This is a genomic window from Citrobacter sp. L55, from assembly GCF_002850715.1.
GTDB lineage: Bacteria > Pseudomonadota > Gammaproteobacteria > Enterobacterales > Enterobacteriaceae > Citrobacter > Citrobacter braakii.
On sequence record NZ_KZ559399.1, the window covers coordinates 115,720 to 128,350 of the forward strand.

The 12,631-nt window shown below is 49.3% G+C and carries 12 protein-coding genes; 7 read left to right on the top strand and 5 right to left on the bottom strand.

The features are described 5' to 3' along the window. The first annotated feature begins 87 nt into the window (after positions 1–87). A complete protein-coding gene (locus tag B9P82_RS00515) occupies positions 88–1,248 on the top strand; it encodes a pyridoxal phosphate-dependent aminotransferase (protein ID WP_101699799.1) in 1,161 nt (386 codons plus the stop codon). Here B9P82_RS00515 and B9P82_RS00520 read toward each other — a convergent pair whose 3' ends face one another. The 4 genes from B9P82_RS00520 to dsbG all read right to left on the bottom strand — a co-directional run bounded on the left by B9P82_RS00520 (position 1,249) and on the right by dsbG (position 5,095). Further along, a complete protein-coding gene (locus tag B9P82_RS00520) occupies positions 1,249–1,866 on the bottom strand; it encodes an IbrB-like domain-containing protein (protein WP_046275109.1) in 618 nt (205 codons plus the stop codon). It abuts the gene before it with no gap. Continuing rightward, a complete protein-coding gene (locus B9P82_RS00525; RefSeq protein WP_101699800.1) occupies positions 1,851–3,074 on the bottom strand; it encodes a phosphoadenosine phosphosulfate reductase in 1,224 nt (407 codons plus the stop codon). The genes B9P82_RS00520 and B9P82_RS00525 overlap by 16 nt, the downstream gene beginning before the upstream one ends. 149 nt (positions 3,075–3,223) lie before the next feature. Further along, positions 3,224–4,144 carry a DNA-binding transcriptional repressor CitR gene (locus tag B9P82_RS00530; RefSeq protein WP_016155952.1) on the bottom strand — a complete coding sequence of 307 codons (921 nt, stop codon included), beginning with the start codon at positions 4,142–4,144 and terminating at the stop codon, positions 3,224–3,226. 204 nt (positions 4,145–4,348) lie between these two features. Further along, on the bottom strand, positions 4,349–5,095 hold the full coding sequence (dsbG, locus tag B9P82_RS00535) for a thiol:disulfide interchange protein DsbG (protein WP_016155953.1): 747 nt from the start codon (positions 5,093–5,095) through the stop codon (positions 4,349–4,351). Positions 5,096–5,469: 374 nt separating this feature from the next. Between dsbG and ahpC the strand changes: the two genes are divergently transcribed. The 6 genes from ahpC (at position 5,470) to B9P82_RS00565 (ending at position 12,125) form a co-directional block, all read left to right on the top strand. After that, positions 5,470–6,033, top strand: coding sequence for an alkyl hydroperoxide reductase subunit C (gene ahpC, locus B9P82_RS00540; protein WP_004859485.1), 564 nt, complete (start codon positions 5,470–5,472; stop codon positions 6,031–6,033). A 154-nt stretch (positions 6,034–6,187) separates the two neighbouring features. Then, entirely contained in the window at positions 6,188–7,753 is a 1,566-nt protein-coding gene (gene ahpF, locus B9P82_RS00545) for an alkyl hydroperoxide reductase subunit F (protein ID WP_016152210.1), read from the top strand. Positions 7,754–7,976: 223 nt separating this feature from the next. Further along, on the top strand, positions 7,977–8,531 hold the full coding sequence (locus B9P82_RS00550; protein ID WP_101699801.1) for a TorD/DmsD family molecular chaperone: 555 nt from the start codon (positions 7,977–7,979) through the stop codon (positions 8,529–8,531). After that, the gene (locus tag B9P82_RS00555; protein WP_101699802.1) at positions 8,528–10,804 is read left to right on the top strand and encodes a molybdopterin-dependent oxidoreductase; all 2,277 of its coding nucleotides are present in this window, start codon (positions 8,528–8,530) and stop codon (positions 10,802–10,804) included. Before B9P82_RS00550 ends, B9P82_RS00555 begins: the two co-directional genes overlap by 4 nt. After that, entirely contained in the window at positions 10,801–11,358 is a 558-nt protein-coding gene (locus B9P82_RS00560; RefSeq protein ID WP_049269768.1) for a 4Fe-4S dicluster domain-containing protein, read from the top strand. Before B9P82_RS00555 ends, B9P82_RS00560 begins: the two co-directional genes overlap by 4 nt. Next, positions 11,358–12,125 (top strand): dimethyl sulfoxide reductase anchor subunit family protein, encoded by a 768-nt coding sequence (locus B9P82_RS00565; protein ID WP_049269767.1) that lies wholly within the window; start codon positions 11,358–11,360, stop codon positions 12,123–12,125. Before B9P82_RS00560 ends, B9P82_RS00565 begins: the two co-directional genes overlap by 1 nt. 69 nt (positions 12,126–12,194) lie before the next feature. Here the strand turns inward: B9P82_RS00565 and uspG are convergent, their stop codons facing one another. Continuing rightward, complete coding sequence (uspG, locus tag B9P82_RS00570) at positions 12,195–12,623, bottom strand: universal stress protein UspG (RefSeq protein WP_016152215.1); 429 nt, start codon at positions 12,621–12,623, stop codon at positions 12,195–12,197. Positions 12,624–12,631: the final 8 nt, after the last annotated feature.

Consider the following 12,631-nt stretch of genomic DNA (forward strand, 5'->3'; position numbering starts at 1 on the left):
TATAGACGTCTGAACGTCTTGATTGCCAAATACTAGCATCGTGCTATAGTGGCTTCAACCACAACATCACCCGCTGGGATAACAATAATGAGTAATAACCCACTGATTCCGCAAAGCAAACTGCCTAATCTTGGCACCACTATCTTCACGCAAATGAGCGCGCTGGCGCAGCAGCATCAGGCCATTAACCTCTCGCAGGGATTTCCTGATTTTGACGGCCCACTTTTTTTGCAGGAACGTCTGGCGTATCACGTCGCGCATGGCGCAAACCAGTATGCGCCGATGACGGGCGTACAGCCGTTGTGCGAAGCCATTGCGGATAAAACCGCGCAGTTGTACGGCTATAAACCTGATGCGAATAGTGAAGTGACCGTGACGGCGGGGGCCACAGAAGCGCTGTTCGCCGCAATTACGGCGCTGGTGCGTCCTGGCGATGAGGTGATTTGTTTTGACCCGAGCTACGACAGCTATGCGCCCGCGGTCGAATTATCCGGCGGCGTAGTTAAACGTATCGCGCTGCAACCGCCGTCTTTTCGCGTCGACTGGCAGGAATTTAGCGCTGTACTCAGCGAACGTACCCGACTGGTGATCCTTAACACGCCGCACAATCCTTCCGCCACCGTATGGCATCACGCCGATTTTGATGCCCTGTGGCAGGCGATTAGAGAACGCGAGATCTTTGTCATCAGTGACGAAGTTTATGAGCACATTTGCTTCGCCGGACAGGGACATGCCAGCGTGCTGGCGCATTCACAGCTGCGCGAACGCGCGGTTGCAGTTTCATCGTTTGGGAAGACCTACCATATGACCGGCTGGAAAGTCGGCTACTGCGTTGCGCCTGCCGCCATTAGCGCTGAATTACGCAAGGTACACCAGTATCTGACGTTCTCAGTGAATACGCCGGCTCAGTTGGCGCTGGCGGATATGCTGCGGGAGGATCCAACACACTATCGTGAGTTGCCAGCCTTTTATCAGAAAAAACGCGATGTGTTGGTGAACGTGCTGCGTGACAGCCGACTGGAAATTTTGCCGTGTGAAGGCACCTATTTTCTGCTGGTCGATTACAGTGCCGTCTCCACGCTTAACGACGTTGAGTTTTGCCAGTGGCTGACCAAAGAAGTGGGCGTTGCCGCGATCCCGTTGTCGGTTTTCTGCGCCGATCCTTTCCCGCATAAGCTGATTCGCCTATGTTTTGCCAAGCAAGAATCGACGCTGCTGGCGGCAGCCGAACGTCTGGTTGCGCTGTAGTTATTTTACTGTCCAGGCTTTGGAGAAGCGACGGTCGGCAAATAACTCTTGCAGACCGTTAATTTGTTTCAGACGTAAAACCTCATCGTCGTCCATACCTAACTCTTTACTGATTTTCTCTGCGCTCCATCCCAGGAGCGATAATTCACGAACGATTTCCGACATGGCATGAATTTTATGCCGCCCACGGGCACGGTTATGACGAATTGTCGCTGCCATGCGTTCATGGCGTTCACGCTGTAAACAGGTGACCGGCAGGTAGCCATGCAGGCGTGATTTCAGCGACGGTTTGCTTTTACCTAGCTCATGACGGTGGAAACCATCGACAATTTCGTATTCTTCCGCCGTGGAGTGAACTACCACGATGGGCTGCGTGAATCCGTCTGCTTCGAGGGATTTCTGCAGCAGTTTTTTCTCCGGAGGCGCAACGTTATTGGGGTTATAGTCATTGGGTGAGATATGCTCATTTTTAATCCATAGTACACAATCTACTGGCTCTTCGCGAAAAGGGCTGACGCTGTGGATAGCCATTCTGAATTGGTTGATTGCTTCAATTCGTTCTTCTTCTGACAGCCCAGAAAGAAAACCAGTGAGTTCTTGAGTTAGTCGGTGTTGCATAAGATTCCCCATTGCTGGCGTTTTATTTTCATGCGTTCATTATAACGTTGGTAGTTTTTGGGTTTTGTGGGGCTGAATGACAGCGCCCGGCACCAGTAGTCGTTATTCAGCAGGACTTTACAGATACGCCGCCACGACGGAATATCCGCTGAGCCAATATCTTTTTCCTGAGTTTGCGGGATATTGTCCATGCCCTTTTTCTTATACCACTGCAAATAGATGGCGATTTTATTGCGATAATGCTCAGCGGTCTTTTCCGGCATGCTATTGAGTAGCAGCATGGCGTATTCCTGCCAGTTTAAATGTTCGGGTTTTAATATTTTGCGGTGCCCGTAAAAATGGTTGTCCTGACCGGCATAAATTCCGCCACTTTTTACACCGCTGACACGGGCACACATGGCTGCCCAGCGCTCGGGTTCAATGACGTGATATAGCCATAATCCCTGACGCTGTTCCGGGCCAAAGGGCTCACAAATACGCATGTAACGTGTTGGGACACCGGCCTGATACATGAGATTGTATAAGGGATTGCACGACATTCTGGTTTTTGCGAACCAGGTCCAGATATCGGCAGTTTTCCAGTCATAAATCGGGTAAATATACCAGGTATGCCCGCCGGGGGCGCTGGTGGTCCAGGGTTTGTCATCGGCAAAGCGCTGCTTTTGCGAATTGGCAATGGCGACAAAACGGTTATATGACTCATCGGCGCGGATCCCGACCATCATGCCGGCTGGACGTTTCTCTGAATACCAGTCAGCGAACTCGCGAACAAATTGTTCAAAGGTCATGCCGGGTTGATAGAAGGAGAAATACTCTGGATCGGTTATGGCATCCGTGGGAGGCTGGCGAACCCACGGAGTACCTGGTTCCCAACACTGCCATTCTGGCTGAAATTGAGAGAGGGAATTCTGGGTGGTGAGCGGTAAAGCCACCCAATAAAAGCGCTCGATGACATCAGAATAACGTGCACGAAGCGCCTCAATATAATCAATAGTGCAGGAAAACTGGGCTTCCCAGTCGATAAATAGTACATCAATTTTTTTATGCAGTTGGCGTGCAAGCATAGCTGTCAGATGTAACATCAGTCCTGAATCTTTCCCGCCGGAGAAAGAGACACAAACCCGAGGCAGAGTTTCCAGCGCCCAGGTTATGCGCTCCAGAGCGGCGTCCAGCACGTTTTGAGCAAGCGGGATTTTATAAATAGACATATTAAGCTCATATCAGAATTATTATTCAAAACAATAACAAATGCTGACAATAAGATATGCTAATTTTTTTCAGGTGCAACGTTTTAATACATTCATGGTTGTTTTGAATTGCCTTTATTCATAAAAATATAAAATGAATAGCTAAAGCTCTATTTGTTAGTCCTCTGGTCATTTTTATCATTTATTTTATTAATTAAATTAACGAAGCCAGTATTGTTGAGTGATGCTCTGTTATACATCAAAAATAAATTTATTTTTGGTAAGGGGATATCGATACAGATCTCTTTTAAATTAAATGAGCCGGTATATTGTTCGTAAACATCCCTTGGTAGCAGACCTATGATATCTGTGTTTGAAATAATATTAATGATCGTTATTAATGAGTCGCTGCGGAAACCAATATCTCGATTAGCCAGCAAGGCGCTGGTTTTTTGCCAGTATTCTTTAACGCCAGGGTCTTCAGAGATAAGTTGCGTGAACTGTTCTTTTAATATTGTTTCAAGCGTGCTTTCTCCATTAATTCTTGGATGGTTTTTGTTGCAAACTAATATTGTTTCAGCAGTTTTAAATGGTGAGCATATTATCGAGCGATTACTCACTGGGGCGGTAGCAATGACTAAATCTGCTTTTCTGTAAGCCAACAGATTTTCCGTACTTTCAGCAGTGATGAGTATGTTATGGTGCTCAATTTCGACATGTGAGTCTTCTCTGAGAAAATGAATAACTTCCTCGATGTTGATAATGGTTGGCAGTTGTGGACAGTAAATAATGAATTTTTTCTTCAGACTGGAGTTATTCATGATGTTTATTGTCTGCTCCAGACTGTTGAGGTTTTTCTCAAGATGATGATGGAGGTTAATCCCCATAATCGTTGGCGTTAGGCCTTTTCCGGAGCGGATAAACAGTGGGTCATTAAATTGTGTGCGTAGCCGTTGCAGTGACTGGCTAACGGCAGAGGGGGTAATATACAAAGTTTCAGCAGCTTTAGTGATACTCAAATGTTGATAAATACACTCAAAGATAACCAACAGATTGAGATCGAACTTTTTGAGGTCATAGAGGTTAGCCATGCATACCTTCCTGTGATGGTCATGTTTTGAAAGATTTAATTTTGAAATATTTTAAGTTGTGATTATTCTTGTGATTTATGTTTGTGTGCTTAATGAATTATTAATTTAAACTAAAATAGCACATATTGCATAATTTTGACCAAAAAAGTTAATTTAAATGAGTGATTGACATGAAAATGATAACAACCACTCATTTTGTTACTTTTATTTATTACCCATGATAATGTTTAATTTCTCCTTATCCGGCAAGCCGACTTCCTGTTGTAACGTATCGTCTTTACTCATGTAATAGATAGCCGGCGTGACGTTGGCGCCTAAATCATCCATCAACTTTTGATTGATATTCAATACCTTCATCTGCTCCGGTGAAATGGAGGTCGGGATTTCTAGCTTCATATTCCCACCAGATGCCTCATAGTCATGCCAGGTCTTGGCCGGATCTTTTGCGGCCAGAATCGCAGCGGCGGTAGCCGGGCTTTCGGGTTTAATTACGCCAACCAGTATTGTGCGCAACTGAACTTTACCTGAGTCTACCCACGGGCGAGCCTTTTGCCAGAACTGTTTGCAATAGGGACAGAAGGGATCGGCAAACACATAGACAATGACTGGAGCCTCTTTTTTCCCGTCCAGAATCCAGGATGTTTTTTCCATTCGCTGCCACATTTCGCGCCCGGCAGGGGCGTAGATCTCTTTTTCTATCAGCGTATTACTGAGGTTTTCACCTTTTTCGTTATACATATAACCGGAAATGGCGTGTTTGCCGTCAGGCGTAACATAGATAGTAACGCCCATATCCTGGTATTTTCCCAGGTAGCCCTTCATTCCACCCGGCGCGTCGAAGGGTTTGAGAATAGTAATGCCCTGTTTCTCAATAGCTTTAACGGGGGCAGGAAGTTCTTCGGCGTGCACCACGGCAGGAAGCAGGGTTAAGAGTAAGGTACGTTTAAACATTGATTTTCCTTATAAAATCAGAAGGAAAGGGGGCTAAGTTGCAAAACCTATCGCAGCCATAGGTAAGATCGACCGTCTGTCGATTGCCCTTTCTTGAGTGGGGTGATGTAATCCCAATCGCTGTTACGACCTTTGTTAAGGTAATGTAGAGCGCAACACATAGCCAGCCCTGCTGGCACTGACGTTACCTGCGGGTAGCTCGGGTAATGAGGCTCCCTGCAAAGGGGGCCTTTTTTACTTTTATCTTTAGGTTCACAACATGAGTTTGAGTGGGTTGTTAGTTAACGCTTATTGATTTGATAAAGGAAACGCATTAGCCCTGCGAAGAGATTTTCGTTAACTTATCTCTCAACGAAAACACGGAGGAAGTACAGATGTCTTTGATTAATACCAAAATTAAACCTTTCAAAAACCAGGCGTTCAAAAACGGTGAGTTCATCGAAGTAACCGAGAAAGATACCGAAGGTCGCTGGAGCGTCTTCTTCTTCTACCCGGCTGACTTTACTTTCGTTTGCCCGACCGAGCTGGGTGATGTGGCTGACCACTACGAAGAACTGCAGAAACTGGGCGTAGATGTCTATTCCGTATCTACTGACACCCACTTCACCCACAAAGCATGGCACAGCAGCTCTGACACCATCGCGAAAATCAAATACGCGATGATCGGCGACCCGACTGGCGCCCTGACCCGTAACTTCGACAACATGCGTGAAGATGAAGGTCTGGCTGACCGCGCAACCTTCGTTGTAGACCCGCAGGGTATCATCCAGGCAATCGAAGTTACCGCTGAAGGTATCGGCCGTGATGCGTCTGACCTGCTGCGTAAAATTAAAGCCGCACAGTACGTTGCCTCTCACCCAGGTGAAGTTTGCCCGGCGAAATGGAAAGAAGGCGAAGCGACCCTGGCTCCATCCTTAGATCTGGTCGGTAAGATTTAAGTCGCATAATTTGTAGGCCGGATAAACGCAGTGCATCCGGCCATTCCACAGGCGCAGTTTGCGCCTGTTTCATTCCAGCACCATGACGCAAGTTGCATTAATGCAGTCCCGCAAAGTCGGCTTGCATGATGATGTTTTCAGAGAGGGAAGAAGAATGCTCGACACAAATATGAAAACCCAGCTCAAGGCTTATCTTGAGAAACTGACCAAACCTGTTGAGCTGATTGCTACGCTGGATGACAGCGCTAAATCGGCAGAAATCAAGGAACTGCTGACTGAAATTGCTGAACTGTCAGAAAAAGTCACCTTTAAAGAAGACAATACTCTGGCGGTACGCAAGCCATCGTTCCTGATCACCAATCCAGGTTCTCACCAGGGGCCGCGCTTTGCCGGTTCTCCGCTGGGCCATGAGTTTACCTCCCTGGTGCTGGCGCTGCTGTGGACCGGTGGTCATCCGTCAAAAGAGGCGCAGGCGTTGCTGGAGCAGATCCGCGATCTTGACGGTGATTTTGAGTTTGAAACCTATTATTCGCTTTCCTGTCATAACTGTCCGGACGTGGTACAGGCGCTGAACCTGATGTCGGTACTGAATCCACGCATCAAGCATACGGCGATTGACGGCGGTACATTCCAGAACGAAATTACCGATCGCAACGTGATGGGCGTTCCGGCGGTGTATATGAACGGCAAAGAGTTCGGTCAGGGGCGTATGACGCTGACTGAGATCGTGGCGAAAGTAGATAGCGGCGCAGAAAAACGTGCGGCACAAGAGCTGAACAAACGTGATGCTTATGACGTGCTGATTGTCGGTTCCGGTCCTGCGGGGGCGGCAGCGGCAGTGTACTCTGCACGTAAAGGTATTCGCACCGGTCTGATGGGCGAACGTTTTGGCGGTCAGGTTCTTGATACCGTTGATATTGAAAACTACATCTCGGTACCGAAAACCGAAGGCCAGAAACTGGCGGGCGCGCTGAAAGCACACGTTGATGACTATGATGTTGATGTGATCGACAGCCAGAGCGCAAGTAAACTGGTTCCGGCGGCGCAGGAAGGCGGTTTACATCAGATTGAAACGGCATCCGGCGCGGTGCTGAAAGCACGCAGCATTATCATTGCCACCGGTGCGAAATGGCGCAACATGAACGTTCCGGGTGAAGATCAGTATCGCACCAAAGGCGTAACCTACTGCCCGCACTGCGATGGCCCGCTGTTCAAAGGCAAGCGCGTTGCGGTGATTGGTGGCGGCAACTCCGGTGTTGAAGCTGCTATTGACCTGGCAGGCATTGTTGAACATGTGACGCTGCTGGAGTTCGCACCTGAAATGAAGGCTGATCAGGTGCTGCAGAATAAGCTTCGCAGTCTGAAAAACGTCGATATTATTCTGAATGCGCAAACGACAGAAGTGAAAGGCGATGGCAGCAAAGTCACCGGCCTGGAGTATCGTGACCGCGTGAGTGGCGACGTTCACAGTGTGGAACTGGCGGGTATCTTTGTACAGATAGGTCTGCTGCCAAACACCAACTGGCTGGAAGGTGCCGTCGAGCGTAATCGCATGGGTGAAATCATCATCGATGCCAAGTGCGAAACCAGCGTGAAGGGGGTTTTCGCCGCTGGTGACTGCACCACCGTACCATATAAGCAGATCATCATCGCGACCGGTGAAGGCGCGAAGGCCTCATTGAGTTCGTTTGATTATCTGATTCGCACGACAGTAGCATAAAAAAAGTAAGACACACCTGCAATGCCAAAACCGTCAGCCATCCGCTGGCGGTTTTTTATTTCCACGCTTTCAGATTGTCAATTCTTGAAACAATAAACCGCGTAACACATTTATTTAATGAGTCTGACCATTAGTTTCATCAAAGAAAGATGAGGCGTTTTCTTTATTATATCAACCTGCGTTACGTTTTCATTTGTTTTATGAATAAATGGTTGGTTAATTCATGGGTGAAATATATGAAACCCTGACGATCTTTGAATCGACAGGGTTATTGTTGCGTGATTTTTTTATTTCTCACGATAGTCACACGCTGAAAGCGGCTTATTCAGCTCTGGAAGCACATGCCTCGAGGCTAACAGAACAGGAGTGGTTGGACGCGGAGTACGACTTCAATGCGCTATTTGTTGGGCCACAGACGTTAAAGGCTGCGCCGTTCGCTTCAGTTTATCTCGAAGAAGATGCCCTCGTAATGGGTAAATCAACTTTGAGCATTCGGGAATTCATGGCAAATATAGGTTTATCTATAAACCACAAAAATAATATACCGGATGATCATATTTCATATGTATTGGAATTGGCGGTTTTATTATCGGCTAATGCCAGAACATCAGCTAAATACCAGGTCGCCTTCACTCGATATGTAAGTGGGTATATAGCGCTGTGGGTGCCCGAGTATATCGAAAAAATAAATATAAATGCACAAACCTCCACGCTGAAAACCGTAGCGGGAAGGTTGTCTTCTTGGCTTAATGAATTAAACACGAGAGTATCAATATGAGTAATGAACCGGGAGTTCTGAACAGACGTTCATTTTTGAAAGGGTTAGTTGCCCTTGGAACCGTGGCTGCCCTGCCTGGGGGGTTGCTGACTTCACGCTGCGCATTGGCGCAACCGCCAATTCCGTTTAACCCTAAAACTTACAAAATTTCTCGCAACGCCTGTCCGCGTAACTGCTATGACACCTGTAGCCTGAAAACCTGGGTGAAGGATGACGTCATCACCTTTGTGGAAGGCGCGCCTGAGTCAACGTTTACGCATGGAACACCCTGTGTAAAAGGTCTGACTTATCCTCGCCGAGTGTATAGCCCGGATCGCATTAAATATCCGATGGTTCAGGATGTTCGCGGCAGCGGTAACTGGCGTCGTATCTCCTGGGACGAAGCAATGCAGCGCATTGCGACCAAGATGCTGGAGATTAAAAAGAAAGACGGCTCAATGCTGGGGCTGGCGCTGTCAAAATACTCAGGCAACCTTGGGGTGATGGGTTATGCCGTTGAAGGGATGATGTCTTCGCTGGGTTACACCACCCGTTTTGCCGGGACACCTTGCTGGCCAGCCGGTATCGACGCCCAGAACTATGATATGGGGGATATGTGGTGTAACGACCCGGAAGATTTTGTTAAAGCAAAATATATCATCATCTGGGGCGCGAATCCGGCCTGGTGCTCTATGCACACTATGAAATACATCTATCAGGCGCGGGAGAGAGGCGCAAAAGTGGTCGTTATCGATCCGCTGTTAACGCAGACCGCCGCGAAAGCCGATCTTTATTTACGTGTTCGCCCTGGCTCAGATGGCGCTCTGGCGCTGGGCATGGCGCGTCACCTGGTGGATAAAGGTTTAGTTGATCAGGATTTCGTCAATAACTATTCCCACGGATACCCGGAATTCGAAGCTTATCTGCGCAGCAGTGTGACCGTCGAGTGGGCCGCTGAAATTTGCGGTCTGTCGGCAGATGTCATTCGCCAGTTAGCGGAAGAGTTTACGGCGGTTAATCCTGCCACCGTGTGGATTGGCTACGGCATGCAGCGCCATGTTAACGGCGGCGCTAACGTACGGGCGATCGATGCCTTTGTGGCAATGACTGGCAATATTGGTATTGAGGGAGGCGGTGCCCGCTACGGTCATCTGCAGACATGGGGTTATAACTACCATGGAATGATGCAGAAGCCCCCTGCAGGTTCTGTCGGAATAAAAGGCGCAGGTGGTCCGGTGGGTGAGTTTGTCAGCGATAGCGGTGAGAAGAGCGAATACTCCGATCGTGCGCTGAATATCAACCAGACGGCGCAAGGGATTCTGGACGCCAGTGAACCACCGGTACGGATGCTGTGGGTGGCCTCTAAAAACCCGTTTGCTCAGGATTTCGACCGCAACAAGATGATCAAAGCGTTTGATAAACTGGAAATGGTGGTTTGTGTCGACCAGTTCTTCAACGAAACCGTCCAGCATGCGGATATCGTGCTGCCTGTCACTACCACCTTTGAACAATGGGATGTCTCTTCGTCTTATTGGCACTACTGGTTATCCGTCAACGAGCCGGCTATCAAACCGCTGTATGAGTGCAAGAGCGATGCGGAAATCGCGGCGCTGCTGTCCAAAACCATCAATAAACTGGAACCCGGTTCATGTACCTTCCCGCAGGCGTTTGATGCTAAACGCTGGTTGGATCAGGAATTTAATGAGGGGATGGGGAAACAGTTTGGCATTGCGGGCTGGGATGACCTGCTGGAAGGACCACGCAAAGCAAAAATGGTCAGCACCGCGGCCTGGTACGATCGCAAGTTCAAAACGCCGTCAGGCAAGTACGAGTTCAAATCAGAACGTTGTGCGGAAAATGGTCACACGGCTTTGCCGGAATATAAAGCGGGTGCACAGGGTGCGCTGCCGTTCCACCTGTTTACACCTCATCTTCAGTACGGTCTGCACTCGCAGTTTGTCAATCTGGACTGGATGCAGGTTTTCTGGCCAGAACCCTTTGTTTATATCCACCCGCTTGCTGCACAGAAAAAGGGCATCACTGAGGGCGCTCACGTCAAAGTCTTCAACGAGGTGGGCCATGTTGAGTTGCGAGCCAAAATTACCACTAATGTGCCGGAAGATTTTCTTGTGATGTACGAATCCTGGTTCAACAAGCTTAGTTACAACGTACAGAATGTGGTCAAAGATACGCCCGCCGATATGGGAAAAATGGCGACAGGCGCGCCCGGTGCGGCCATACACAGTCAATTTGTAGATATTACTCTGTCAGGAAATGAAGGAGCTGCGGCATGAGACGCGCGTTTTTAGTCAATAGCGATAAGTGCATCGGCTGCCGTGGCTGTGCGATGGCGTGTAAGAGTTTTAATCAGCTGGAGCCTGAACGTTTCTGGCGCTATGTCTACCCGCTGGATAAAGAAATTTACCCGCATGAGGAGCGAGCGTTCTACTCGCTGGCCTGTAACCATTGCGAAAATCCGGCCTGCCTGGCGGCTTGTCCGGTAGAGGCGTACACCAAACGCGAGGATGGTGTTGTGGTGCATAATCCGGAACGTTGTATCGGATGCAAAAACTGTATCCGCAATTGCCCATACGGTGCGCCGCGCTTTAATGAAGAGATGAAAAAAGCGGAAAAATGCAGCATGTGCTACGAGCGTCTCGATGTCGGTATGCAGCCGGCGTGCGTGAGTGCCTGCCCGGTAGGCGCCCTGACGCTTATCGATCTGGATGCCGATCCGATCCCCAACAATGCCGTACAGTATCCGCCGGGATTCCCACGTATGCCGCAGCTTAACCCTGGCACGCGTTTTATCCTCGCGCGTCAACCGAAGCAACCGGAGGGCAAGTAATGGAAAAGTATGAATTCCCTCTGGTTATTTTTACCGTATTGAGCCAGATGTCGGTTGGTATAACGCTCATTCTGACGCTGCGCACGCTGCAAGGGAAACTGGAAAGCAAGCGCCTGTACTGGCTGGTAAGCGGGCTGGTTCTGGCGGCTGCTTCCGTGGCGGCGGTATTGCACCTGGCGCATCCGGATCGCGCCTACAATGCCCTGATTAACCTCCAGCATGCCTGGCTGAGCCGTGAGATTCTCGGCGCAACTTTATACGGCGCGGCGGTGGGCGTGACGTTTTTGGCAAAAGGGCACAAAGCGCCGGCCGTTCTGGCCTCTGTTCTCGGGATCGCGCTGGTGGCGGTACAGGGGATGACCTATGCCGCCCCGGCGATGGTGGCGATCGCCAACGGTCTGACGATGCTGCTGTTCTTCATCACGGTGTGGGTTATGGGTTGTGCGGCGATTCCGCTGCTTAACCTCACGCCTGCCGTTGCCGCATTGCGTCAGGGGATTGTCGTTTGTATGGCGGTCATGATTGCCGCGCCCATTATCTGGCTAAGTGGTGGCACCATCATGCAGATGACGGCACATGCCTGGCTGACGTCGCCGCTTTATCTGGCAAGTCTGGTGTGTCTGGCGGTGGCCTTTGTCCTCAGCCGCCAGGGCGAGCGTCGTGCAAAAGCGCTCTTTGTCCTGCTGTTTGTTGGCGTATTCCTGGGTCGTCTGACGTTCTTTGGCGATACGGTTAGTACTATCGTGAATATCGGTCATTTGTACTGATCGTCAGGCAATAAAAACCCCTGTCAGGCATTAACCTGGCAGGGGTTTTCTTTAGCAAATTAGAGGCTATTAACGTACAACCAGCACTGGCAGAGTAGCGTGGCGAACAACGCTGGAAGCGTTTGAGCCGAGCAGATGAGTGCTGATTGATGGGTTGCGCGATCCAATGACGACCACATCCGCATTCAACTCTTCACCCAACTCGTTGACGACGTCACGTACGCTGCCAAAGCGGACGTGTTGTTTAATACGGGAAGGATCGATGCTGAAGTGACCGACCATCGTTTGCAGACGAGTTTCCGCTTCGTGTTGTAGATGCTCTTCAAAACGACGGACATCGGCTGCAAAGCGGTGCAGGCTTAAGCTTGCTGAGCCTGGCAGCACATGCAGCAGATGAATAACCCCGTTTTCCTGTGCCAGAAATTCTGCATGGCGAATAGCCTTGTCGCTCAGTTCCATTTCGAATACATCAACAGGCATTATGATTGTGTTGTACATAAACATTC